Origin of the sequence: Lentzea albidocapillata (genome assembly GCF_000719115.1) — a bacterium.
GTDB lineage: Bacteria > Actinomycetota > Actinomycetes > Mycobacteriales > Pseudonocardiaceae > Lentzea > Lentzea albidocapillata.
Genome location: NZ_JOEA01000018.1, coordinates 115,798 through 140,656 on the forward strand (window position 1 = coordinate 115,798; position 24,859 = coordinate 140,656).

Here is a 24,859-nt window from a genome sequence, read left to right on the forward strand (position 1 = left end):
TCTCACGAACCGGACACGCGAGCGTTTCGTCACATTCGATCTGACGGTCGCGGACTCCTACGATGGGCGACATGACGGAGATCGACCGGCAACGACGGCCCGGCCCGCGGATCGAAGAGGTCGCCCGGCTGGCCGGAGTGTCCAAGTCGACGGTCTCCAGGGTGATCAACGGCGAGCAGTACGTGAGCGCCAAGGCACGCGACGCCGTGCACACGGCGATCACCCATCTCAAGTACAGCCCGAACCAGGCGGCCCGCTCCCTCGCGGGCAACAAGGCGAACGCCATCGCGTTGATCGTCTCCGAGCAGGGCAGCAGAGTGCTGGGTGACCCGTTCTTCGCGGGGGTGCTGCGCGGCGTGCACGCGGAGCTGACCGGGCGGCGCATCCAGCTGCTGCTCATGCTGAGCCGGCCGGAGGACCACGACGACCTCCTCGCCTACCTGGCGGGCGGCCACGTCGACGGCGCACTGCTGGTGAGCCTGCACGGCGACGACCCGCTGCCGCTCCTGCTCCAGGAGTTCGGCCTGCCGGTGGTGGTCGGCGGCCGCCCACTCGCCGCGGGCTCCGTCCCGTTCGTGGACTCGGACAACTTCACCGGCGGCCTCGACGCCGTGCGGCACCTGGTCTCACTGGGACGCACGAGGATCGCGACCGTGGCGGGCCCGCGCGACATGGCGGCGGGCCTCGACCGGCTCAGCGGCTGGCGCCGGGGACTCGGCGAGGCGAGGCTGTCCGCGGACCTCGTGGCGGAGGCCGACTTCACGCCGGAGAGTGGCGCCCTGGCCATGATGGAGCTGCTCGACCGGGCCCCCGACATCGACGCCGTCTTCGTCGCCGCCGACATCATCGCCCTGGGGGTACTGCAGGTGCTGCACGCACGCGGCAGGCGCGTTCCCGAGGACGTGGCGGTCGTCGGGTTCGACGACTCCCTGCTCGCGTCGACCGCGACCCCACCGCTCACCACCGTCCGCCAGGACGTCGAGCAGCTCGGCCGCACGATGACGTGGCGGCTGCTGGGTGAGCTGGCGGGCGACACGGGTCTTCCGCCCTCGCTGCTGCTGCCGACGTCCCTGGTGCGCCGCGCGAGCGCCTGATCCGGCACCTGCCAGACGTCGTACCGCCGAAGGCAGTCCTTCGGCTTTTTCGTGACACGTTCCCTGTCCTGCCGCCATTCGCTCGAAGCGTTGTGTGCCGGGAGAAGCACGCAGTGTTAACCCATCGGACACTTTTCCGGGAGCGCTCCCAGGTTTCAAAACTGTGACCTGAGCCATGAACAGCGAGGTCACCCCGCCACCCGGCACCGAAAGTGCCTGGCACGGCCCGAAGTGTGTCTTGACACACGTTCGAAGCCGGGACGACACTCCTCCCGTCTGGGAGCGCTCCCAGAACCCGCCGCCGAGACCAGAGGAGTTCTCCCGTGCGACACCGTTGGATCAGCGTGCTGATCTGTGCCGCCGTGTCCGCCGCCGCCACCACAGCGTGCGGGACAGGTGGGGCCAGTCAGACCGCGGATGGAAAGACCGAGCTGACGATCGCCACGTTCAACGAGTTCGGCTATGAAGAGCTGTTCGCGGAGTACGAGGCGGCTCACCCGGACGTCAAGATCACGCAGCGCAAGACCGGTCAGGGTCAGCCGCATCACCAGAACCTGTTCACCAAGCTGGGCGCCGGATCCGGCCTCGCGGACATCGAGGGCGTCGAGGAGGGCTACCTCAGCCAGGTGATGTCGAAGGCCTCCCAGTTCAACGATCTCAAGGAGATCGGCCCGAAGATCGAGGACGGGCGCTGGCTGGACTGGAAGACCCAGGCGATGACCACCAAGGACGGCAAGCTCATCGGCTACGGCACCGACATCGGTCCGCTGGCCATGTGCTACCGCAAGGACCTGTTCGAGCAGGCAGGTCTGCCGTCCGACCCCGAGGGCGTCAAGGCGCTCTTCGCCACGTGGGACGGCTACTTCGCCGCCGGTGACCAGTTCGTCGCCAAGGTTCCGGGCGTCGCGTGGTTCGACAGCGCCGCGCAGGTCTACAACGCCATGCACAACCAGCTCGAGACCGGCTACTACGACAAGTCCGACACGCTGGTCGTCGACACCAACTCCGCCATCAAGTCCAACTGGACCGCGGTGACCGCGGCCGTCGCCAAGGGACAGTCGGCTCGGCTCGGTGCGTTCAGCAACGAGTGGAACACCGGCTTCAAGCTCGGCAAGTTCGCCACCAAGACCTGCCCGTCGTGGATGCTCGGCGTGGTCGAGACGCAGGCGGGGCCCGAGAACAAGGACAAGTGGGCGGTCACCGACGCGTTCCCGAACGGTGGCGGCAACTGGGGCGGCTCGTACCTGAGCGTGCCGAAGCAGAGCAAGAACGCGAAGAAGGCCGCCGAGCTCGCCGCCTGGCTGACCGCGCCGGAGCAGCAGATCAAGGCGTTCAAGGCCAAGGGCACCTTCCCCAGCCAGGTCAAGGCCCTCGAGGCACCTGAGCTGCTGGAGCAGACCAACGCCTACTTCGGCAACGTCAAGGCCGGCGAGCTGTTCGCCACGCAGGCCAAGAAGATCAAGGCCGCGCAGTACAAGGGTCCGGCCGACGGCCAGATCCAGGAGACGGTGTTCAGCCCGGCACTGCAGTCGGTCGAGCAGGGCAAGAACGCCGATGAAGCCTGGACGACCGCCGTCGAGGGCGCGAAGAAGGCGGCCAAGTAGTGACGGCCACTCTCTCCAAGGTTGACCGCGGGCGAGCGCAGGACGCTCGCCCGCGGCCTCCGCGGCGGCACCGCATGTCCAATGTGGACGCCAAGATCTCACCGTACCTTTTCGTCGCACCATTCTTCGTGCTCTTCGGGGCGATCGGGCTGTTCCCGTTGCTCTACACGGCCTACGTCTCCCTGTTCGACTGGGAGGTCGGCGCCGACGAGCCGACGTTCATCGGCGTGGAGAACTACCGCACGCTGTTCGAGGACGACCAGTTCTGGAACGCGCTGTTCAACACGTTCAGCATCTTTGTGCTCTCCAGCGTCCCGCAGATCGTCATCGCCGTGGTCATCGCGGCCCTGCTGAACGCGAACCTGCGGGCCCGCACGGGCTGGCGGATGGGCGTTCTGCTGCCGTACGTCGCCAGCCTGGTGGCGTTGACGATCATCTTCGGCAACCTGTTCGGCCCGCAGTACGGCCTGGTGAACGACGTGCTCGGCATCCTCGGCATCGACCCGATCGACTGGCAGGCCAGCACGTTCGGCAGCCACGTCGCCATCGCGTCGATGGTGAACTGGCGGTGGACGGGCTACAACGCGCTGATCGTCCTCGCCGCCATGCAGGCGATTCCGCGTGACGTCTACGAAGCCGCGCTGGTGGACGGCGCGAGCGCGCTGCGGCGGTTCTTCAGCATCACGCTGCCGATGCTCAAGCCGACGCTGATCTTCGTGATCGTCACCTCGACCATCGGCGGCCTGCAGATCTTCACCGAGCCGAAGCTGTTCGAGCCGTCCGGCGGCAGCGGCGGCGGCACGGAGCACCAGTACCAGACCGTCGTGCTCTACCTGTACCAGTCGGCGTTCCAAGGCCTCGACCTCGGTTACGCCTCCGCCATCGCCTGGGTGCTGTTCCTGATCGTGATCGCCGTCGCCGGCCTCAACTTCTTCATCACCAGGAGGGCCGTCCGATGATGAAACGACCTTCCTTCGCGATCTACGGAATCCTCGGCGCGTTCGTGCTCGGCTCCGCCTTCCCGTTCTACTGGTCCTTCCTGGTCGCCAGCCGGGACAACTCGGTGCTGACCGGCGACTTCACGCTGATCCCCGGCGGGAACTTCTTCTCCAACGCGGCACGGGTGTTCGACACCGTGCCGTTCTGGAAGGCGCTGGGCAACAGCTTCATCGTGTCCGGCACCGTGACGTTCTCGGTGGTGCTGCTCTCGACACTGGCCGGGTTCGCGTTCGCCAAGCTGCGCTTCCGCGGCCGGGGCGTGCTGTTCCTGTTCGTGGTGGCAACGTTGGCAGTGCCCACCCAGCTCGGGATCATCCCGCTGTACATGGCGATGGCCGAGTTCGGCTGGGCCGGTCGGCTCGAAGCCGTGATCGTGCCGAACCTCGTCACCGCGTTCGGCGTGTTCTGGATGCGGCAGTACCTGCTCGACGCCATCCCGGACGAACTCGTCGAGGCTGCGCGGATGGACGGCTGCAGTCTGTGGCGCGCGTTCTGGCACGTCGCCCTGCCCGCCGCCAGGCCGGCCGCCGCGATGCTGGGCGTGTTCACTTTCATGCAGTCCTGGAACGACTTCCTGTGGCCGTTGGTCGTGCTCAACGCCGACGACCCGACGCTGCAGGTCGCGCTGGAGAAGCTGCAAAGCGGTTACTACGTCGACTACTCGCTCGTTCTCGCCGGAACCACGCTCGCGACGGTTCCGGTGCTCATCGTCTTCCTCGTGCTCGGGCGGCAGATCGTCGCCGGTGTGATGCAGGGCGCCGTCAAGGGGTGAAAATGGAGAACATTGTTTTCCCACAGGGTTTTCTGTGGGGAGCCGCGACTGCCGCGTTCCAGGTGGAAGGTGCGACCGACGTGGACGGCCGCACAGACTCCATCTGGGACGAGTTCTGCCGTCAGCCCGGCAAGGTGGTGGGCGGCGACTGCGGTGAACCCGCCGCCGACCACTACCGGCGCTTCGAGCAGGACGTCGCCATGATGGCGGACCTGGGCCTCAAGGCCTACCGGTTCTCGATCGCCTGGCCGCGCGTGCGACCGGACGGCGGGAAGGTCAACCAGGCGGGGCTCGACTTCTACCAGCGGCTGATCGACTCGTTGCTGGCGCACGACATCGCGCCGTGGCCGACGCTGTACCACTGGGACCTGCCGCAGAAGCTGGAGGAGACCGGCGGCTGGGCGAACCGCGACACCGCCTTCCGGTTCGCCGACTACGCGGCCGCCACCGTCGAGGCGCTCGGTGACCGGGTCGAAACCTGGACGACGATGAACGAGCCGTGGTGCTCGGCGTTCCTCGGCTACGCGGGCGGAATCCACGCCCCCGGACGCACCGAGCCCGCCGCCGCCGTCGCGGCCGTGCACCACCTGCTGCTCGCGCACGGGCTCGCGGCCGACACCATCCGCGCCGCCCAGCCGGACGCCAAGGTGGGCATCACGCTCAACATGTACCCGATCATCCCCGTGGACCCCGGCAACCCGGCGGACCTCGACGTCGCGCGCAGGCTCGACGGGCTGCAGCAGCGGATCTTCCTGGATCCGTTGCTGCGCGGGGAGTATCCGGCCGACATCGTCGCGGACCTCGAGCCGTTCGGCTTCAGCGAGCACGTGCACGACGGCGACCTCGAGGTGATCTCGGCACCGATGGACATGCTCGGCGTCAACTACTACACCGAGCACTACGTCAGCTCGACGCCCAACGGGGAGTCCGGCCCGTCGCCGTGGGTCGGCGTGCAGCACGCCTCGTTCCCGGCCCGGGACGCCCCCATCACCGACATGGGCTGGGAGGTCAGGCCGGACGGGCTCACCGCCGTGCTGATGCGGGTGCACCAGGACTACCCGCGGCTTCCGTTGTACATCACGGAGAACGGCGCCGCGTTCCGCGACGACTTCTCCGGCACCGGTGCGATCGACGACGTGGACCGCACCGGTTTCATCGCGTCCCACCTGCGCGCCGCTCACGCGGCGATCGAGGCGGGCGTCGACCTGCGGGGCTACTTCTGCTGGTCGCTGCTGGACAACTTCGAGTGGGCAGAGGGGTACGCGAAGCGGTTCGGCATCGTCCACGTCGACTACGACACGCAGATCCGCACGCCGAAGATGAGTGCGAGGTGGTACAGCAGGGTGGCGCGCGACAACGCGCTGGTAGCCGTCTCATGACAGAAGGCAGGAGTCGGCGCCCCGGCCCGCGCATCGAGGAGGTCGCGCGCGTGGCCGGGGTGTCGAAGTCGACCGTCTCCAGGGTGATCAACGGCGAGAAGTACGTGAGCGAGCGGTCGCGCCAGGCGGTGCACCGCGCCATAGCGCTGCTCGGGTACAGCCCGAGTCACGCCGCGCGCACCCTGGCCGGCAGCAAGGCGAACGCGATCGCGCTGGTGATCTCCGAGCAGGGCAGCCGGGTGCTCGCCGACCCGTTCTTCGCCGGGGTACTGCGCGGGGTGCACGCCGAGCTCGCCGGGCGGCACGTGCAGCTCCTGCTGATGATGAACCAGCCGCTCGACGGTGAGGACCAGGTCGCGTACCTCACCGGCGGGCACGTCGACGGCGCCCTCGTGGTGAGCCTGCACGGCGACGACCCGTTGCCGAGGACGTTGCACGAGACGGGGCTGCCCATCGTGGTGGGCGGCCGTCCGCTCGCGGGCGGCGCCGTCCCGTTCGTCGACGCCGACAACTTCAACGGCGCGCTGGGGGCCGTGCGGTTCCTCATCTCGCTGGGCCGGGAGAAGATCGCCACGATCGCCGGCCCGCTCGACATGGCGGTCGGTATAGACCGCCTGAGCGGCTGGCGATGCGGGCTCGCGGAACACGGCATGCCCGTGGAACTCGTGGTGCACAGCGACTTCACGCCCGACAGCGGGGCGCTCGCGATGGAGGAGCTGCTGCGCAGGGCACCCGATCTCGACGCGGTCTTCGTGGCGGCGGACATCATGGCGCTGGGCGCGTTGCGGGTGCTCCAGGAGCGCGGCTACCGGATCCCCGACGACGTGGCGGTGGTGGGGTTCGACGACTCCGTGCTCGCGGCGACGGCCGTACCGCCGCTCACCACCGTGCGGCAGGACGTGGAGGGGTTCGGCCGGGCCCTGACCTGGCGGCTGCTAGCCGAGCTGGCCGGTGAGGAGAAGCTGCCGCAGTCCATGCTGCTGCCCACGTCGCTGGTGCGCCGCGCGAGCGCGTGATCGTGCTTGCACACCAACGGTTCGATCGCCCCGCGTCGAATCGACTCGAACCCATTCGCAGCGGAAGTAATTCCTCCCGGGCCTGAACCAGAGCCAGGACCAGGCCGTATTACGACATGCGAGTGGGAGAGAGCGGGGGTTGCGGATGCAGGCGGGCCGATTCTTCGACGATTTACCGGACGACGGTCCGGAACTGCCGGACACAGCGGTGCTGCGCGTGTTGTGGATGACCGCGCAGGGGATGGTGTGGCCGTGGTTGCTGCAGAGCATGTGCCGGCGTGACGCCATCGAGCACGCCCTGAAGAGCGAGCTGATCTGGGCGCCGGTCGGCGACCACCTCGGCTACCACATCACGGACGCCGGGCGGCGGCGCATCATGGACTGGTACCAGGAGAACCGCCCCGGTACCCAGGACGACTCGGCGCACTGGCGCGCCGTCACGATGCGCTGAAGCCCTCGACCGGGTCGCAGCCGAGGGACATCAGCGTCTCGTGATCAGACAGTGGCGGCGGCGCGAGCGGCGAGGCCTTCGACCACCCCGGACAGCTTCTCGGTGACCTCGGGGTCGTCGACCGGGTGCAGATCGGCGAAGCGCACCACCGACGAGGGGATCGAGAGCGTCAGGTCCTCGGCGACCACGCCACCGGCGATCTTGACGGCCTTGCGGGCCTCGTCCTGCGCCCACACACCGCCGTACTGGCCGAACGCGGTACCCACGACAGCGACCGGCTTGCCGGACAGGGCGCCCGCGCCGTAGGGGCGCGACAGCCAGTCGATGGCGTTCTTCAGGACGGCGGGGATCGTGCCGTTGTACTCGGGCGACACCAGGAGCAGGGCGTCCGCCTCGGCGGCGGCCTCCCGCAGCCGGGCGGCGGAGGCGGGCACGGTGCCCTCGGCGTCGATGTCCTCGTTGTAGAACGGCACGGTGTCCAGGCCCTCGAACAGGCCGACCTCGACGTGCTCAGGCGCGATCTGGACCGCCGCCTCGGCAAGCCTGCGGTTGTGCGACCCCGAGCGGAGGCTGCCGACGAGCGTGAGGATGCGGACGGCCATGGAGTGACTCCCAGGTGCGTTGTGTGCTTGAACGACTACACGCCAAACGGGACGCGGCCCGTTTATCTTCCGGATACGCTGGCCAGGTGATCGACGGCACATCCCTGACCCTCGCCGGCGCGGAGCCGCAGCTGCGCGCGGACGCGGTGCGCAACCGGGCGTTGCTGCTGGAGGCCGCCGCCCGGCTGGCGGCACGGCGGGGCGCGGCGGCGATCACGATGGAGGCGGTCGCCGCGGAGGCCGGGGTCGGCAAGGGCACGGTGTCGCGGCGCTTCGGTGACCGCAACGGCCTGATCCAGGCCCTGCTGGACCGTTCGGAAAGCCTGTTCCAGGAGGCGTTCCTCAGCGGACCGCCACCGCTCGGACCGGAGGCGGACGCGGCCACGAGGCTCAGGGCGTTCGGCCCGGCCCTGCTGCGCCACGAGCACGCCGACCTCGAGCTCTACCTGGCGGCCGAACCGTCGCCGAGCCGCCGGTTCGCGGTCCCGGCCCGGCAGTTGCGCCACCGGCACGTGGCCGTGCTGGTTCGTGCGCTCCTGCCCGGCGCCGACGCCGACCTGCTCGCCCACACCCTGCTGGCGTCGGTGGACGTCGTGCTGACCGACCACCTGGTCCGCGGCCACGGCATGCCGCTGGCGCGGGTGGAAGCCGGGTGGCACGACCTTCTCGACCGGCTCCTGGCCTGACCGCTAGCGCTCCAGGCGGCTGGGATCCCCGACGTCACTGCGGCGGACCAGCCACGCCTCGGTGATGTGCGTGAACATGGCCTCGGCGGCACCGGCGAGGTCGTGCGCGGCGATCCGTTCGCAGACACGGCGGTAACCCTGCGCACAGGGCGCGGTCACTGCGGCCCGGCCCGAGCGCGCGGGCCGGCGCCTGTACGCGGCGCAGGCGGGTGAGGAGACCGGCAACGCCGTTCTCAACGCCGGGATGTAGCGGGTCAACCAACTGTCCACAGTGGGCCTTCGGCGGTCACGCCCGGTGGTTCGAGTCGAATCGATCGTCGAAAGCAGGCCGGTGAACGAACGGGGCTTGTAGCCGTCGGCGAACTCGGCCTACGGTCTGGGAGCGCTCCCAGACCGACCGTCGACGAGGACGGAGAACCTCACAGCATGAGATCGCAACCCCCACGTCTCCTCGCCGCGACCCTGCTCGCGGTGCTGGCAGCGAGCTCACTCCAGGCCGCGGGTGCCGCTGCGGCGGCGGACTACGAACGCGTGCTCAACGGCACGTTCGACAGCGGCGCCGCCGATCCCTGGTGGAGCGGCGCCGGAGTGACCAACCGGGTCACCGGCGGCGAGTTGTGCGCGGCGGTCACCGGCGGCACCACGAACCCGTGGGACGCCCTGATCGGCCAGAACGGCGTCCCGTTCGAGACCGGCGAGTCCTACACCTTCTCGTTCGACGCCCACGCTACGACAGCGCAGCCGATCACGGCCGCCGCGGGCGAGAGCGTGAGCCCGTACCGCGGGATCGCGAGCCAGCAGTTCACGCTCTCACCGACGAAGCAGCGCTTCACGTTCACCTTCACGTCCACATTGGACTTCCCGGACGCCGGCAACGGTCAGGTCGCGTTCCAGCTGGGCGGGCAGCCGGCCGACAACACGGTCTGCGTGGACAACGTCTCGGTGATCGGCGGCGTGAAGCCGCCCGGTGGCGTGAACCCCAACCCTGCCAAGAAGGTCCAGGTCGACCTGGTCGGGTACGTGCCGGGCCTGCCCAAGCGCGCGACCCTCGTCTCCACGGCAGCGACGCCGCAGACGTGGACGCTCAAGAACTCCGCGGGCGCGGCGGTGGCCAGTGGCCAGAGCACGCCGAAGGGCGCGGACGCCACGTCCGGCGACTCGGTGCACCAGATCGACTTCTCGTCGTTCGACACGGCCGGCACCGGCTACACGCTGTCCGTCGGCGAGGACAGCAGCTTCCCGTTCGACATCTCCGCGGACCCGATCAAGCGGCTGCGCTACGACTCGCTCGCGTTCTTCTACCACCAGCGCAGCGGAACCCCGATCGAGGCGCAGTACGTCGGGGACGAGTACTCACGGCCCGCCGGACACATCAACGTCGCGCCCAACCAAGGTGACGACAACGTGCCGTGCCGGGCCGACCTCGCCTGCGGCTACACGCTCGACGTGCGCGGCGGCTGGTACGACGCGGGCGACCACGGCAAGTACGTGGTCAACGGCGGCATCGCGGCCTGGCAGCTGCTCAACTCCTACGAGCGGGCCACCCGCGTCGGTGACGCGTCGGCGTTCCGCGACGGCACGCTCGCCATCCCGGAGAAGTCCAACGGCGTGCCGGACCTGCTCGACGAGGCGCGCTGGGAGGTCGACTTCCTGCTGAAGATGCAGGCACCGGACGGCATGGCGCACCACAAGATCCACGACGCCAACTGGACCGCCCTGCCGACCCGTCCCGAACTGGACGACCAGCCGCGCCGGCTGTCCGCGACCAGCACGGCCGCGACGCTGAACCTGGCCGCGGTCGCCGCGCAGGCGTCCCGGCTGTGGAAGGGCATCGACGCCACGTACTCCGCCACGCTGCTCACGGCGGCTCGCAAGGCCTACGCGGCGGCCAAGGCGAACCCGGCCAAGCTCGCCGACCCGGACGACGGCACCGGCGGTGGCGCCTACAGCGACAGCACTGTCAGCGACGAGTTCTACTGGGCCGCGTCGGAGCTGTACGCGACCACGGGTGACAGCGCCTACCGGACCGACGTGGCCGCCTCACCGCACTACAAGGCGGCAGGCCTGACCAGGGCGGGCTTCTACTGGGGCGGCACCGCGCCGCTGGGTGACATCACGCTCGCCCTGGCACCCAACGGCCTGCCGGCGGCGGACGTCACGGCGATCAAGTCCGCGTTCGCCACCGTCGCGGACCAGCACCTGACCGCCATGGCGGGAATGGGCTACGCCGCGCCGTACGACAACAGCACCGACGGGTACGTCTGGGGCTCGAACTCCGCGGTCCTCAACAACGCCCAGGTGCTCGCGCTCGCCCACGACTTCACCGGTGCCGCCAAGTACCGCGACGGCGTGTTCGAGGCGCTGCACTACGTCCTCGGCCGCAACCCGCTGAGCACCTCGTACGTGGCGGGCTACGGCGACCAGGCGATGCGCAACGCGCACCACCGGTTCTGGGCCAACCAGAACGACCCGACCCTGCCGATCGCGCCGCCCGGTTCGTTGTCCGGCGGCCCGAACAGCGCCCTGCAGGACCCGGTGGCGCAGCGGCTGCTGACCGGCTGCCCGCAGCAGAAGTGCTGGGTGGACGACATCGGCGCCTACTCGGTCAACGAGGTGGCGGTGAACTGGAACTCCGCTCTCGCCTGGGTCTCGGGCTGGGCGGCGGAGAAGTCCGGGACGTCGACGCCGAAGTCGGACTGCGAGGTCGGCTTCACCGCCGGCCGGTGGACCGACGGCCTGTCGGCGCAGGTGAAGATCACCAACACCGGCACGGCCGCGTGGACGTCGTGGCAGCTCGGGTTCGCGTTCCCCGGCACCCAGAAGGTCACCGCCGGGTGGTCGGCCACGTGGAGCCAGGCCGGGCGGGACGTGACGGCGGCCAGCATGCCGTGGAACGGCCAGGTCGGGCCGGGCAAGTCCGTCCACATCGGATTCAACGGCTCCGGCACCGGAACCGACCCGACGGCCTTCACGATCAACGGGAAGGCCTGCAAGATCGCCTGACCGCACCCAGGGATGCGCCCGCTGTCACTCCGGTGGCGGCGGGCGCTCTGCGTTTGCGGCCCTCTGTGAGCGCTAACAGGCACTACCTGCTGTTATCCAGATGAAACTTGACGGGCCAGTTGTTAGCGATAACACTCGCCGCCTACAGCACTGTTGCCTGCCGGTGACTTCGAGGAGAAGCAATGAGGCTTGCCAGGATCGCGGCCACCACCGCGCTCGCCGTCACCCTCGCCGCCTGTGGTTCGGCGCAGAAGACGGTCGACCAGCAGACCACCTCCAGCGAGGGTGCGCTGGTGGGCGTCACCATGCCGACGAGGTCGTCCGAACGCTGGATCCACGACGGCGACAACATCAAGAAGGCCCTGGAGGACAAGGGGTACAAGGTCGACCTCCAGTACGCGGAGAACGACATCCCGACCCAGGCCAACCAGATCGAGAACCAGATCACCAAGGGCGCCAAGCTCCTGATCGTCGCCTCGATCGACGGCACCGCGATCACCTCGCAGCTGCAGCAGGCCGCCGACGCCAAGATCCCCGTGATCGCCTACGACCGGCTGATCCGCAAGAGCCCGAACGTCGACTACTACGCCACGTTCGACAACTTCAAGGTCGGCGTGGAGCAGGCGAACTCACTGCTGGCCGGCCTGAAGACGAAGGGCGAGGGCCCGTTCAACGTCGAGCTGTTCGCCGGGTCGCCGGACGACAACAACGCGACGTTCTTCTTCAACGGCGCCATGTCCGTGCTCCAGCCGCTCGTCGACCAGGGCAAGCTCGTCGTGAAGTCGGGCCAGAAGGACTTCAGGACCGTCGCGATCCTGCGCTGGGACCCGGCGACCGCGCAGAAGCGCATGGAGGACCTGCTCACCTCGACCTACGGCGGTGCCAAGGTCGACGGCGTGCTGTCCCCCTACGACGGCATCTCGATCGGCATCCTCTCCGCGCTCAAGAGCGGCGGCTACGGCGCGGCAGGCCAGGCCTACCCGATCGTCACCGGTCAGGACGCCGAGGTCGCCTCGGTGAAGTCGATCATCGCCGGTGAGCAGTACTCCACGATCCACAAGGACACCCGCCTGCTCGCCGACGTCACGGTGAAGATGGCCGACGCGGTGCTCAAGGGCGGCAAGCCCGAGGTCAACAACACCAAGGACTACGACAACGGCGACAAGGTCGTGCCGTCGTTCCTGCTCCAGCCCGTCCCCGTGGACAAGGCGAACTACCAGAAAGAGCTGGTCGACTCCGGTTACTACACCGCCGACCAGCTCAGGTAGGTCCTGTGTCCGACGACATCCTGGTGATGCGCGGCATCACCAAGAGGTTCGCGGGTGTCACCGCGCTGCACGAGGTCTCGCTGACCGTGCGGCGCGGTGAGATCCACGCGATCTGCGGCGAGAACGGCGCGGGCAAGTCCACGCTGATGAAGGTGCTGTCCGGGGTGCACCCGCACGGCACGTACGACGGCGACATCCTCTTCGAGGGCGAGCCGTGCGCGTTCGACGGCATTCGCGACAGCGAGCGCCGCGGCATCGTGATCATCCACCAGGAGCTGGCGCTGTGCGGCCAGCTCTCCGTGGCGGAGAACCTGTTCCTGGGCAACGAACGGTCCCGGCGCGGGTTCATCGACTGGAACCGCACCAACCACGAGGCCCAGGCGCTGCTCGACCGCGTGGGCCTGCGGGAGAACCCGACGACGCCGGTGAACGACCTCGGCGTCGGCAAGCAGCAGCTCGTCGAGATCGCCAAGGCGTTGTCCAAGGAGGTCAGCCTCCTGATCCTGGACGAGCCGACGGCCGCCCTGAACGACGACGACTCGCAGCACCTGCTGGACCTGCTCGACGGCCTGCGGAACGAGGGCATCACGTCGGTGATCATCTCCCACAAGCTGGGCGAGGTCACCAGGATCGCCGACACCGTCACGGTGCTGCGCGACGGCAGGACCATCGAGACGTTGCCCGCCAAGGGACTCAGCGAGGAACGGATCATCTCCGGCATGGTCGGCCGCGACCTCGAACACCGGTTCCCGCCGCGCACGCCCGACATCGGCGAGGAGGTGCTGCGCATCGAGGACTGGACGGTGCACAGCCCCGCCCAGCCGGACCGGGTGGTCGTCGACAACGCCACGCTGTCGTTGCGGCGCGGGGAGATCGTCGGTCTCGCCGGGCTGATGGGCGCGGGCCGCACGGAACTCGCGATGAGCGTCTTCGGCCGTTCGTACGGCGTCGGCATCTCCGGGCGCGTGGTCAAGCACGGCCGGGAGATCGACACGCGCACCGTGCGCGGCGCTATCCGGCACGGCCTCGCGTACGTGAGCGAGGACCGCAAGAAGTACGGGCTCAACCTCATCCAAGACGTGCAGCGCAACGTCTCCGCCGCCGCGCTGGACAAGCTCGCGAACCGCGGGTGGGTGAACGAGAACGAGGAGTACACGGTCGCGGAACGGTTCCGGAAGTCGATGGGCATCAGGACCGCCGCCGTGTCGACCCCGACCGGCACGCTGTCCGGCGGCAACCAGCAGAAGGTCGTGCTGGCGAAGTGGATGTTCACCGACCCGGACGTGCTGATCCTCGACGAACCGACGCGCGGCATCGACGTCGGCGCGAAGTACGAGATCTACTCGATCATCAACGACCTCGCCGCCCAGGGTCGTGCGGTGCTGGTGATCTCCTCGGAGCTGCCGGAGCTACTCGGCCTGTGCGACCGCGTGTACGCGCTGTCGGAAGGCCGCATCACCGGCGAGGTCAGCCGCGAAGAGGCCACGCAGGAACGCTTGATGAAGTACATGACGCGAGGACAGAGCTGATGACCACGAAGATCGCGCCCGCTCCCGCCGCTGCCCCGCCCGCGCGGTCGCGGCGGTTCTCGATCAACCTGCGGCAGTCGGGCATCTACGTCGCGTTCGCGCTGATCGTCGTGCTGTTCGCGGTGCTGACCGACGGCGCTCTGCTGCAGCCGCAGAACATCTCGAACATCATCGTGCAGAACTCTTACGTGCTGATCCTCGCGATCGGCATGATCCTGGTGATCATCGGCGGGCACATCGACCTGTCGGTCGGCTCGACGGTGGCGCTGACCGGTGCGATCTGCGCGGTGCTGACCGTCCAATGGGGACTGCCGTGGCCGGTGGCGGTACTGCTGACCCTGCTGTCGGGCGCCATGATCGGCGCGGCGCAGGGCTACTGGATCGCCTACTTCGGCATTCCCGCGTTCATCGTCACGCTGGCCGGCATGCTGGTGTTCCGCGCGCTCACCCTGACGACGCTGGGCAACCAGGGCATCGGGCCGTTCCCCGACGAGATCCGGTCGCTGGCGAACGGCTTCACGGGCGGCTACCTCGGCAACATCGGCCTCGGCCCGCTCGGCGGCGCCGACCTGGTGAGCCTGCTCGCCGGCCTCACGTTCGTGGCCGGGTTCGCGTTGTCGCAGTGGCGCAAGCGCGCGGCCCGGCTCGGCTACGGCCAGGTCGTCGAACCGATGCCGGTGTTCGTCCTCAAGATCGTCGGTGTCGGCGTCGTCGTGATGGCCGTCGTGGTGCAGCTCGCCCGGTTCCGCAACCTGCCGTGGGTGCTGGTGCTGCTCGCGGCGCTCGCGCTCGGCTACTCGCTGATGGCCGGCAACTCCGTGTTCGGACGGCACATCTACTCGATCGGCGGCAACCTGCAGGCCGCCACGCTGTCCGGCGTGAAGGTCAAGGCCGTCACGTTCTGGGTGTTCGTCAACATGGGCGCGCTGGCCGCGCTGGCCGGCGTGATCTTCGCCGGCCGGCTCAACCAGGCGGGCCCGACGGCGGGCATGTCGTTCGAGCTGGACGCCATCGCGGCCGCGTTCATCGGTGGCGCCGCGGTCCAGGGCGGTGTCGGCAAGGTCGTCGGCGCCATCACCGGTGGCCTGATCATGGGCGTCATCAACAACGGCATGTCGCTGATCGGCGCGCCCAGTGAACGCGTGATGCTCGTGAAGGGTCTCGTCCTGCTCGCGGCGGTCGCCTACGACGTCTGGACCAAGCGCCGCGCCTGAAGTCCCACACCCATCCCCGGAAGGCGAACAACAACGATGTTGTCATCCCTGCGCCGTTTCGGTCTGGTGGTGGCCGTGACGGCCGCCCTGGTCCCCATCACCCCGGCCGCCGCCGAACCGCTCGTGCGGACAGCGGCGAACGCGCTGGAGGTGCCGAACATCGGCGACGTCCGCGGACACCTCACCCTGCCCGCCACCGGCGCGCACGACACGACCGTCACGTGGAAGTCGTCCAACGCCAAGGTGATCACGCCGACCGGTGAGGTGAGCCGCCCTCCTGCAGGCAGCAAGCCCGCCAAGGTCGTGCTGACGGCGAAGGTGAGCCGTGGACAGCAGAGCGCCACTCGCGCGCTCACCGCCACCGTCGCTCCGTTGCCCGTGAAGGAACCGCTGGCGGGCTACAGCTTCTTCTACTTCACCGGTGAGAGCAGCCCGATCGGCGAGCAGATCTACGCCGCCGCCAGCAACGGGAACAACCCGCTGGACTTCTCCGAGGTCAACGGCGGCCAGCCGGTGCTGAAGTCCAGCCTCGGTGAACTGGGCGTGCGCGACCCGTTCATCCTGCGCTCCCCCGAGGGTGACAAGTTCTTCCTGCTGGCCACCGACCTGAAGATCAACGGCGGGCGCGGCTGGGACGCGGCACAGCGCAGCGGCAGCCGGTCGCTGATGGTGTGGGAGTCGACGGACCTGCGGAACTGGTCGCGCCAGCGCAGCGTCCAGGTGTCGCCGCCGACCGCGGGCAACACCTGGGCACCGGAGGCGTTCTGGGACGCCAAGCGCGGCAGCTACGTCGTCTACTGGGCGTCGAAGCTGTACGCGGAGAACGATCCCGGCCACACGGGCGACAGCTACAACCGGATGATGTACGCGACCACGCGCGACTTCGTGACGTTCAGCCCGGCGAAGGTCTGGATCGACCCCGGTTACTCGGTCATCGACTCGACGGTCATCGAGCACGACGGCACCTACTACCGATACACCAAGGACGAGCGGAACAACTCGTCTTCTTCTCCGTGCAGCAAGTACATCACCGCGGAGAAGTCGGCGGACCTGCTGAACCCGAAGTACGACTTCGTCGCCGAGTGCATCGGCAAGGCCACCCCGACGAGCCCCGGCCTGAGCGCCGGTGAGGGCCCGACCGGGTTCAAGTCCAACACCGAGAACAAGTGGTACCTCTTCATCGACGAGTACGGCGGCCGCGGCTACGTGCCGTTCGAGACGACCGACCTCGCCTCCGGGAAGTGGACGATGTCCACGGGCGCCCGCCTGCCCGCGTCCCCGCGCCACGGCACCGTGCTTCCGGTGACCCAGGCCGAACTGAGCAGGCTCACCGCTCCCCCGGCACCGGTGAAGGCCGACTCGAAGGGCCTCGTCGCGCACTGGCCGCTGACCGCTTCCGCGTCCGACGCCACCGGTCACGGCTACGACGGCGTCCTCGCCGGCAACGCCGCGTTCTCCGAAGATTCCCTGTCGCTGCGCGGCGGGCACGTCCAGCTGCCGAACAACATGCTGACCGGCGCCCAGGCCTCCACGATCTCCGCCGACGTGCTGGTGGATCCGGCCCAGCAGACGCCGTACTTCCTCTACGGCTTCGGCAACACCGCGCCGAACGGCACCGGCAACGGTTACCTGTTCAGCACCGGTGACACCTATCGCGGCGCGATCGCCGCCGGCAACTGGACGACCGAGCAGGGCGCGAACTCCGGCCGTGCGCTACCACGTGGCGTCTGGAAGAACGTGACGCTGACGATCGGTGGCGGCGTGGAGGTGCTCTACCTCGACGGCGTGGAGGTGGCGCGCAACACCGGTGTCACCACCAAGCCATCCGACCTCGGCGGCGGGATCACCGCGGCCAACTACCTGGGTCGATCGGTCTACGCCGCGGACCGGACGCTGCTCGGCAGGATGAAGGACGTCCGCCTCTACAACCGGGCGCTCTCCGGCACCGACGTGGCAGCGCTCCCGTTCAACGCGACCCTGATCCGGTCTGTCGCGCACAACTCGCTCAAGGCACCCGCCGTCATCGAACCGGGCAGCGTGATGCTCCCCGTTCGGCCCGGCACCGACCTGCGGCGGGTCAAGCTCGACTTCGGTCTCGCACCCGGCGCGACCATCACGCCCAGCGGTCCGGTCGATCTGCGCAAGCCGCGGCAGTTCACCGTGCGGTCGGGCCGCGAGAGTCGGGTGTGGACGGTCGAGGCGCACGAGATGCGCAGCCCCGTGCTGCCTGGCCTCAACGCCGACCCGAACATCATCGCGTTCGGCGACACCTACTACATCTACGCGACCACGGACGGCTTCGACGGCTGGAGCGGCACGAAGTTCTCCGCCTGGTCGTCGAAGAACCTGGTCGACTGGAAGGACGAGGGCGTCATCCTCGACCTCGGTCCCGGCGTGAGCTGGGCGGACCGCAACGCGTGGGCACCGGCGATCATCGAACGGGACGGGAAGTACTACTTCTACTTCTGCGCCGAGGCCAAGATCGGCGTCGCCGTGAGCGACTCCCCGACCGGCCCGTTCGTCGACTCCGGTCAGCCCCTGATCTCGCGCAACCCCACCGGTGGGGGCCAGGCCATCGACCCCGCCGTCTTCGTCGACCGTTCCGGACAGGCGTACCTGTACTGGGGCAACGGCGAGGCCTACGTCGTTCCGCTCAACAGTGACATGATCTCCTACGACCCGGCCAAGATCACCCGCCTCACCGGGCTGACGGACTTCCGGGAGGGCCTGTTCATGGTGGAGCGCAAGGGCACGTACTACCTGAGCTGGTCGATCGACGACACCCGTAGCGAGGACTACCGCGTCGCCTACGCGACCGCGGCCAGCCCCACCGGCCCGTTCACGAACCGAGGCCTGATCCTGAGCAAGGACCTGAAGCTCGGCATCAAGGGCACCGGCCACAGCTCGATGCTGCGGGTGCCGGGAACCGACGACTGGTACCTCGTCTACCACCGCTTCGCCATCCCGGGCGGGGACGGCACGCACCGCGAGACCACGATCGACAGGATGAGGTTCGGCCGCGACGGCTCCATCGTCCCGGTCGCGCCGACCCTGGAGAGCGTCGCACCACAACGGATCCGGCCGCAGCACTGCCGGGCCCTGATCAACTGATACGAGGAGTTCGATGTCGCAGCGGGAACCCGAGCTACGCCGGGAACTGTTCGGACGGGCCGGTGACACCGACGTCCACCGGTACGTCCTGGCGTGGCCGGGCGGGCTCACCGTGCGGGTGCTGGACTACGGCGGCGTGATCCAGTCGCTGGAGGTACCGGACCGCCACGGTGTTCCCGCCAACGTGGTGCTCGGGTTCCCCGCGCTCGACGACTACGTCGCGAACAACCGGCCCGGCGCGGCCAGGGTGTTCTTCGGCGCCGTGATCGGCCGGTACGCCAACCGGATCGCCCGCGGCGCCTTCACCCTCGACGACGTCCAGCACCAGCTCCCGCTCAACAACGGCCCGAACAGCCTGCACGGCGGACCGGCCGGCTTCGACACGAGAGTGTGGTCCGCGACCGAACTGCACGAGACGGACAGCGTGGGCGTGCGGCTCGAACTGGTGAGCCCGCACGGGGACGGTGGCTTCCCCGGAACCGTGGACGCGCAGGTGACGTACCGGCTCGACCGGCACAACCGCCTGAGCATCACCTACCGCGCGACGGCGGACGCCCCGACCGTCCTCAACATGACCAACCACACCTACTGGAACCTGGCCGGGGAAGGCAGCGGCGACGTGCACCACCAGTCGTTGATGCTCAACGCGAGCCGGTTCTGTGCCGTCGACGAGAACCTGATCCCGGTGGGGGCGCCCGTGCCGGTCGAGGCGAGCCCGTTCGACTTCCGGCTGCCGACCGCGATCGGCTCCCGCATCCGCGCAGCCCACCCCCAGCTGCGCATCGCGGGAGGCTACGACCACAACTGGGTGCTCGACTCCTCCGGCGCCTCCTTCGCCGCGCAGGCCTGCGACCCGGTCTCCGGGCGCCTGCTGACCATGTGGACCAGCGAACCCGGCCTGCAGTTCTACTCAGGCAACTTCCTGACCGAGGAACTGATCGGCACCAGCGGCCGCCCGTACGGCCGCGGCGCCGGCTTCGCCCTGGAGGCGCAGCACTTCCCGGACTCGCCGAACCGCCAGGACTTCCCCAGCACGGTGCTGCGGCCCGGCGACGTCTACCACCAGGAGACGGTCTTCCAACTGTCCACTGCGGACTGAATCACGCCGCGTGACTGCACGTGGGGCAGCTGCATTCGGCACACGTGCAGTTCGCGCACGAGTCCGCGCACCCGTCACACGCACACTGGGCGTGGTTGCAGGTCGGGCAGTCGCATTCCGAGCAGTCGCACTGCGCGCACGAGTCCGTGCAGTGGGCGCACTTGCACTTGTCGCACTCGTCGTAATGCACGCCGCGATCCGTCACGTGTTCGCGGTGCAGGTGCCCGTCGTGCAGGTAGTCGACGTGGTCCCGGTGCACGAGGGCGTCGTGGCCGCAACCGGGACCGTGGGTGTGGCGGTGCAGTTCCGCGGGAGCGTGCTCGACAGTCGTCATAGGACAGATGCTCATATGCGCAGACGGCTATGACAAACGCAGGAGCACAGGATCAGCCGTCCGGGTGACGGGCCCCAGGGCTTCTGTAGCGTCAAAAGCTTTACACCACAAGCATTTTTCGATTCGACGGGCGATTCGACACGACGTGAACTTCCCGGCGGGCTGTCTCGTTCAAGCGGTTGCCCACGCACCGCTCACGAAAGGGCACCTGTCGTGACAGCCGTGTTCCAGGAATCCGCCCTGTTCGACCTGTCCCCCGCCGACCGCGAACTGTTCCAGTTGTTCGGCGCCGGTCCCGTCCGGACCCCTCCGTCCGACCACGTCCACCACGCCTTCGAAACGCACGCGGCGCGGCGCCCGCACCTGACAGCCGTGGAACACCTCGGTGAATCCCTGACCTACGGGGAGCTCGACGCCAGAGCCACGCTGCTGGCCGAGCTGCTGGTCCGGCGCGGCGTGCGCCCCGGCGACCACGTGGGACTGTTCCTGACGCGGTCGATCTCCATGGTGGTGGGCATCCTGGCGGTGCTCAAGGCGGGCGCGGCCTACGTGCCGCAGGACGTGCGCATCACACCGGAGGCCCACCTGCGGCACATCGTCCGGACCGCGCACGTCGATGTGGTGCTCACGACGACAGCGGACGCGACCTCGCTGCCCCCTCACCTGGCCACGATCATCACGATCGACACCCTGCCCGACGTCAGCGCGTTCTGCCGCACCATCACGGCGGAGTCGGACATCGCCGCCGTCATCTTCACCTCCGGCACCACCGGGCGTCCCAACGGGGTGCGGGTCTCCCACGCCAACCTGTGCAACGTCCTGCTCACCGCGCCCGGCTCCCTGGGCGTCGCACCGGGGGTCAGGGTGTCCCAGCTGCTCAACATCGCCTTCGACATGGCGATGTGGGAGATCCTCGGCACGCTCGCGAACGGCGGCACGCTCGTGATCCGCGGCGACGACCTCGCGCGGACGGCGAGCACGGTCGAGGTCGTGATCGCCACGCCCAGCGTGCTGGCGACGCTGGATCCCGCCGCGTGTCAACGGGTCCGCACGGTCGCGGTCGCCGGTGAGCGCTGCCCGCAGGCCCTCGCGGACGTGTGGGCCCGCCGCGTGGCCTTCCACAACGCCTGCGGTCCTACCGAGGTCACCATCGTCAACACGGTGCACCGCTACGAACCGGGCACCGGTCAGCTCACCATCGGCAGGCCTGTGCCGAACACGACCGTCTACGTGCTCGACGACGACCTGCTGCCGTGCCCCATCGGCGCGGTCGGGGAGATGTGGGCCGGCGGGGCGTGCGTGACGGCGGGTTACCTGGGCGACCTCGACCTCACGGCGGAGCGGTACCGCCCCGATCCGTTCCTCGGCGGCGATCACCTGATGTTCCGGACCCGCGACCTCGCGAGGTGGACGCGCGAGGGTCGGCTGGAACATCGCGGCCGCACCGATGACCAGGTCAAGGTGCGCGGGTTCCGCGTCGAACTGGACGCGGTCACCGCGGCGCTGGAGCGCGCCGAGGACTGCGACCGCGCCACGACCGTGGTGCACGACGGGAAGCTCGTCGGGTTCATCAGCCCCGGCACCGCGACGCCGGAGCAGGCGCGGCGGGCGGTCTCGCAACGGCTGCCGTACTACTGCGTGCCGACGTTGATCGTCCCGGTCGACACGCTGCCGACGACCGACCGAGGCAAGGTCGACCGGCGCGCACTGCTGTCGCATGTGGACGGACTGCGGCGGGAGCCCGTGGCATGACGCTGCACGAGGTCGTCCTGCCACCGGCCGATCGTTCCCTCCGCGCGGCCCTGCGCCGGCGCCCTTTCACCCACCACAACCGGCTCGCCGCGGCCGTCGTGCTCGCGAACCTGGTCTTCGCCGTGATCGGCGACTGGCGGGGCGACCAGGACGTGCTGACCACGCTCGTGGTCGTCAACGTGGCCCTCGCCGCGCTGGTCCGCCAGCAGCTGGTGATCAACCTGCTGTTCCGGCTGGCCACCAGCGCGCCGAAGCACTGGCCGTTGCGGGTGCGGTGGACGCTGGGCAAGGTCTACCACTTCGGTGGCCTGCACGTCGGAGCCGCCGTCTGCGCCGTGGTCTGGTTCCTCCCGCTCGCCACCACCGCGCACGGCGCGCTGCCGATCACGCTGAGCTGGACGATCTTCGCTCTTCTCGTCGTGATGACGGTGCTCGCGCTTCCCCGGCTCCGCGCCCGCCACCACGACCTCTTCGAGCGGTCGCACCGGTTCGGCGGCTGGGCGGTGCTCGTGCTGTTCGCGGCGCTGGCCGCGGTCTCGAACCCGGTGTTCCTCTGGCCGCTCGCCCTCGTGGTGGTCAGTGTGGCGCTGCCGTGGCTTCGGCTGCGGCGCGTGCCGGTGCGGATCGTCAGCCCGTCTCCGCACGTCGCTCTGGTGTCGTTCGACCACGGTGTCACGCCGTTCGCGGGCTCCTCGACGGCGGTGAGCCGCCACCCGTTGCTCGAATGGCACTCGTTCGCGAACGTGCCCGCTCCGGGACGCCCGGGCTTCCGGCTCACCATCTCCCGCGCCGGTGACTGGACGGCGAAGCTCATCGCCGACCAGCCGAGCCACCTGTGGGTGAAGGGGATCCCGACCGCGGGAGTCGGCAACATCGACAAGCTGTTCCACCGCGTGGTGTGGGTGGCCACCGGCAGCGGCATCGGTCCCTGCCTGCCCCACCTGCTCGCCCGCACCGCTCCGGCGACGCTGGTGTGGTCGACCCGCGACCCGCGCCGCACCTACGGGGACGCGCTGGTCGACGAGATCCTCGACGCGCAGCCCGACGCCGTCGTCTGGGACACCGCCGGCCAGGGCAAGCCGGACCTCGTCGCGCTCGCGCACGACGCCTGCCGGCGCTTCGGCGCGGAGGCAGTCATCTGCATCTCGAACAAACAGACCACCTGGCACGTCGTCGAAGAGCTGGAGGCCAGGGGAATCCCCGCCTACGGCGCGATCTGGGACTCGTGAGGAGACCACTGTGGACTATCGGAACCTCGTGCTCGACGAGCAGGGCGGCGTGCTGACGGTGACCGTGAACCGGCCGCACGCCCGCAACGCATTGTCCCAGCGGACCCTCACCGAGCTGCGCCACCTCCTGTCGACCCTCTCCGGTCCGCGTGCGGTCCTGCTCACGGGCTCCGAGGGACCGGCGTTCATCGCCGGCGCCGACATCCGTGAGATGGCGGCCATGAACGGCGAGGAGGGCGAGGCGTTCGGCGCTCTGGGCCAGGAGGTGACCTGCCTGCTGGAGCGGCTCCCCGTCCCCGTGGTGGCCTGCGTCGACGGCTACGCGCTCGGCGGCGGCTGCGAGATGGCGCTGGCGTGCGACTTCGTCTACGCCACCCGCAAGGCCGTGTTCGGGCAGCCGGAGGTGCTCCTCGGGCTGATCCCCGGTTTCGGGGGCTGCGTCAGGTTGTTCCGGCGGGTGGGTGTGGCGCGGGCTCGCGAGATGATCTACTCCGGCCGGCGGGTGGACGCGGCGGAGGCGCACCGCACCGGGCTGGTGAACCAGGTCTTCGACACCCGCGAGGAGATGTTCGCCGCCGCACGCCTGGTGCTCGCCGACATCGCCGCCAACTCGCCCGCCGCCGTCGCCGCGTGCAAGTCGGTGATCAACGCCGCGGACGGCATGCCCGTCGGCCTGGGACTGCACGTCGAGCTCGAGGCGTTCCGGCACGCCTTCACCACCGACGACATGCGTGAGGGCACAGCGGCGTTCCTCGGCAAGCGCTCCCCGGTGTTCCGCACCTAGGCGGAGTGCGTCATGAAAGACGACCACATCGCCCTGTTGCGCGCGCTGCACGACGGCCACGCCGCCGCCCTGTGGCGCTACGCCCTGCGGCTGACCGGAGACCAGCAACTCGCCGAGGACATCGTCCAGGAGGCACTGCTGCGCGCCTGGCGGCATCCCGAAGTCCTGGAACAGGGTTCGTCGGCGTCCAAGGCGTGGCTCTACGCCGTGGCGCGCAACTACGCCATCGACGAGCGGCGCAGCGCCCGTGCCCGGTGGGAGGTCGACTCGGAGAGCCTGCCCGAGCGTTCGCGGGCCGACCACACCGACTCCACGCTCGACGCCTGGCTCGTCGCCGACGCGCTGTCCACGCTCAAACCGGAGCACCGGCTGGTGATCGTGCGGGCCTACTACCGCGGCGAGTCCATCGCGGAGCTCGCCGACGCGCTGGAGGTACCGCAGGGCACGGTGAAGTCGCGGCTGCACTACGGCCTGCGGGCGCTGAGGCTTGCCCTGCAGGAGAACGGGGTCACGGGGCGGTCATGAACTCGTCCCTGAAGGAACGAGTTTGCCAATCGCCGCGAGCGGCGGTTTTCAGGCTTGCTGCTGCCGTCCTGGCTGGCTGCCAGGATGGGCGCTGCGTCTGGGCGCATGACTTCGCCCCAGCGCACGACACCGCGAGCCGCGATGTTGTGTGCCGCGTTGTGGTCGGCGTGCCCAACGAAGTCACACCTACCACAATGGAACACCGCCTGACTGCGGCGGTTGCGTTTGTCGACGTGCCCGCAGGCGTGGCAGGTCTGCGAGGTGTAGGCCGGATCGACCTGCACCACCACCACACCAGCCCGCTGGGCCTTGTAGGTCAGGAACTGACCGAGCAGCGGTTCAGGCGCGACCCGCAGAACCGGTCACCGTCAGAGGTGGTCGCGATGTTCACGATACCCAGATCGACCC

22 protein-coding genes are annotated in these 24,859 nt (G+C 69.1%); 18 read left to right on the forward strand and 4 right to left on the reverse strand.

Going from position 1 to position 24,859, the window contains the following annotated elements; all coding sequences use genetic code 11:
- Positions 1-62: 62 nt before the first annotated feature.
- The 7 genes from IG04_RS0128945 to IG04_RS0128975 all read left to right on the forward strand — a co-directional run bounded on the left by IG04_RS0128945 (position 63) and on the right by IG04_RS0128975 (position 7,315).
- A complete protein-coding gene (locus IG04_RS0128945; protein WP_030479898.1) occupies positions 63-1,094 on the forward strand; it encodes a LacI family DNA-binding transcriptional regulator in 1,032 nt (343 codons plus the stop codon).
- Positions 1,095-1,417: 323 nt separating this feature from the next.
- The gene (locus IG04_RS0128950) at positions 1,418-2,698 is read left to right on the forward strand and encodes an ABC transporter substrate-binding protein (RefSeq protein WP_051770891.1); all 1,281 of its coding nucleotides are present in this window, start codon (positions 1,418-1,420) and stop codon (positions 2,696-2,698) included.
- Entirely contained in the window at positions 2,698-3,657 is a 960-nt protein-coding gene (locus tag IG04_RS0128955; protein ID WP_030479900.1) for a carbohydrate ABC transporter permease, read from the forward strand. Before IG04_RS0128950 ends, IG04_RS0128955 begins: the two co-directional genes overlap by 1 nt.
- Complete coding sequence (locus tag IG04_RS0128960; protein WP_030479901.1) at positions 3,654-4,469, forward strand: carbohydrate ABC transporter permease; 816 nt, start codon at positions 3,654-3,656, stop codon at positions 4,467-4,469. The genes IG04_RS0128955 and IG04_RS0128960 overlap by 4 nt, the downstream gene beginning before the upstream one ends.
- A gap of 2 nt (positions 4,470-4,471) precedes the next feature.
- Entirely contained in the window at positions 4,472-5,848 is a 1,377-nt protein-coding gene (locus IG04_RS0128965) for a GH1 family beta-glucosidase (protein ID WP_144065236.1), read from the forward strand.
- Positions 5,845-6,864, forward strand: a complete 1,020-nt coding sequence (locus tag IG04_RS0128970; protein ID WP_030479903.1) for a LacI family DNA-binding transcriptional regulator — start codon at positions 5,845-5,847, stop codon at positions 6,862-6,864. The genes IG04_RS0128965 and IG04_RS0128970 overlap by 4 nt, the downstream gene beginning before the upstream one ends.
- Positions 6,865-7,009: 145 nt before the next feature.
- Positions 7,010-7,315, forward strand: coding sequence for a hypothetical protein (locus tag IG04_RS0128975; protein WP_030479904.1), 306 nt, complete (start codon positions 7,010-7,012; stop codon positions 7,313-7,315).
- Between the two features lie 44 nt (positions 7,316-7,359).
- On the opposite strand, the gene IG04_RS0128980 is transcribed toward IG04_RS0128975, so the two are convergent.
- On the reverse strand, positions 7,360-7,917 hold the full coding sequence (locus tag IG04_RS0128980; RefSeq protein WP_030479905.1) for an NAD(P)H-dependent oxidoreductase: 558 nt from the start codon (positions 7,915-7,917) through the stop codon (positions 7,360-7,362).
- Positions 7,918-8,003: 86 nt separating this feature from the next.
- Here IG04_RS0128980 and IG04_RS0128985 point away from each other — a divergent pair, with 86 nt between their 5' ends.
- Positions 8,004-8,603 carry a TetR/AcrR family transcriptional regulator gene (locus IG04_RS0128985; RefSeq protein ID WP_211257835.1) on the forward strand — a complete coding sequence of 200 codons (600 nt, stop codon included), beginning with the start codon at positions 8,004-8,006 and terminating at the stop codon, positions 8,601-8,603.
- 3 nt (positions 8,604-8,606) lie between these two features.
- On the opposite strand, the gene IG04_RS45610 is transcribed toward IG04_RS0128985, so the two are convergent.
- Positions 8,607-8,861: a hypothetical protein gene (locus tag IG04_RS45610; protein WP_245815966.1), complete on the reverse strand. Its 255-nt coding sequence runs from the start codon at positions 8,859-8,861 to the stop codon at positions 8,607-8,609.
- 168 nt (positions 8,862-9,029) lie between these two features.
- Between IG04_RS45610 and IG04_RS0128995 the strand changes: the two genes are divergently transcribed.
- The 6 genes from IG04_RS0128995 to IG04_RS0129020 all read left to right on the forward strand — a co-directional run bounded on the left by IG04_RS0128995 (position 9,030) and on the right by IG04_RS0129020 (position 19,827).
- Positions 9,030-11,606: a glycoside hydrolase family 9 protein gene (locus tag IG04_RS0128995; protein ID WP_030479908.1), complete on the forward strand. Its 2,577-nt coding sequence runs from the start codon at positions 9,030-9,032 to the stop codon at positions 11,604-11,606.
- A 182-nt stretch (positions 11,607-11,788) separates the two neighbouring features.
- Complete coding sequence (gene chvE, locus IG04_RS0129000) at positions 11,789-12,874, forward strand: multiple monosaccharide ABC transporter substrate-binding protein (protein WP_030479909.1); 1,086 nt, start codon at positions 11,789-11,791, stop codon at positions 12,872-12,874.
- A 26-nt stretch (positions 12,875-12,900) separates the two neighbouring features.
- Positions 12,901-14,403, forward strand: coding sequence for a multiple monosaccharide ABC transporter ATP-binding protein (gene mmsA, locus IG04_RS0129005; protein WP_036016176.1), 1,503 nt, complete (start codon positions 12,901-12,903; stop codon positions 14,401-14,403).
- Positions 14,403-15,617, forward strand: coding sequence for a multiple monosaccharide ABC transporter permease (mmsB, locus tag IG04_RS0129010; protein ID WP_030479911.1), 1,215 nt, complete (start codon positions 14,403-14,405; stop codon positions 15,615-15,617). Before mmsA ends, mmsB begins: the two co-directional genes overlap by 1 nt.
- Before the next feature lie 36 nt (positions 15,618-15,653).
- A complete protein-coding gene (locus IG04_RS0129015) occupies positions 15,654-18,728 on the forward strand; it encodes a family 43 glycosylhydrolase (protein ID WP_030479912.1) in 3,075 nt (1,024 codons plus the stop codon).
- Positions 18,729-18,741: 13 nt separating this feature from the next.
- Positions 18,742-19,827 carry an aldose epimerase family protein gene (locus IG04_RS0129020; RefSeq protein ID WP_030479913.1) on the forward strand — a complete coding sequence of 362 codons (1,086 nt, stop codon included), beginning with the start codon at positions 18,742-18,744 and terminating at the stop codon, positions 19,825-19,827.
- 1 nt (position 19,828) lies between these two features.
- On the opposite strand, the gene IG04_RS45615 is transcribed toward IG04_RS0129020, so the two are convergent.
- The gene (locus tag IG04_RS45615) at positions 19,829-20,161 is read right to left on the reverse strand and encodes a hypothetical protein (RefSeq protein ID WP_084400964.1); all 333 of its coding nucleotides are present in this window, start codon (positions 20,159-20,161) and stop codon (positions 19,829-19,831) included.
- Between the two features lie 213 nt (positions 20,162-20,374).
- On the opposite strand from IG04_RS45615, the gene IG04_RS0129035 reads away from it, so the two are divergent.
- From IG04_RS0129035 to IG04_RS0129050, 4 genes are read left to right on the forward strand one after another with little or no spacing between them, the layout of a single operon-like run.
- Positions 20,375-21,913, forward strand: coding sequence for an amino acid adenylation domain-containing protein (locus IG04_RS0129035; RefSeq protein WP_051770893.1), 1,539 nt, complete (start codon positions 20,375-20,377; stop codon positions 21,911-21,913).
- Positions 21,910-23,142, forward strand: coding sequence for a ferredoxin reductase domain-containing protein (locus IG04_RS0129040; protein ID WP_030479916.1), 1,233 nt, complete (start codon positions 21,910-21,912; stop codon positions 23,140-23,142). Before IG04_RS0129035 ends, IG04_RS0129040 begins: the two co-directional genes overlap by 4 nt.
- Before the next feature lie 10 nt (positions 23,143-23,152).
- Positions 23,153-23,926 carry an enoyl-CoA hydratase/isomerase family protein gene (locus IG04_RS0129045; protein WP_030479917.1) on the forward strand — a complete coding sequence of 258 codons (774 nt, stop codon included), beginning with the start codon at positions 23,153-23,155 and terminating at the stop codon, positions 23,924-23,926.
- A 12-nt stretch (positions 23,927-23,938) separates the two neighbouring features.
- Positions 23,939-24,451 carry a sigma-70 family RNA polymerase sigma factor gene (locus IG04_RS0129050; RefSeq protein WP_030479918.1) on the forward strand — a complete coding sequence of 171 codons (513 nt, stop codon included), beginning with the start codon at positions 23,939-23,941 and terminating at the stop codon, positions 24,449-24,451.
- Here IG04_RS0129050 and IG04_RS48995 read toward each other — a convergent pair.
- Positions 24,391-24,744 (reverse strand): zinc ribbon domain-containing protein, encoded by a 354-nt coding sequence (locus IG04_RS48995; RefSeq protein WP_420864957.1) that lies wholly within the window; start codon positions 24,742-24,744, stop codon positions 24,391-24,393. The two genes, IG04_RS0129050 and IG04_RS48995, sit on opposite strands and share 61 nt — an antisense overlap.
- Between the last annotated feature and the right edge of the window lie 115 nt (positions 24,745-24,859).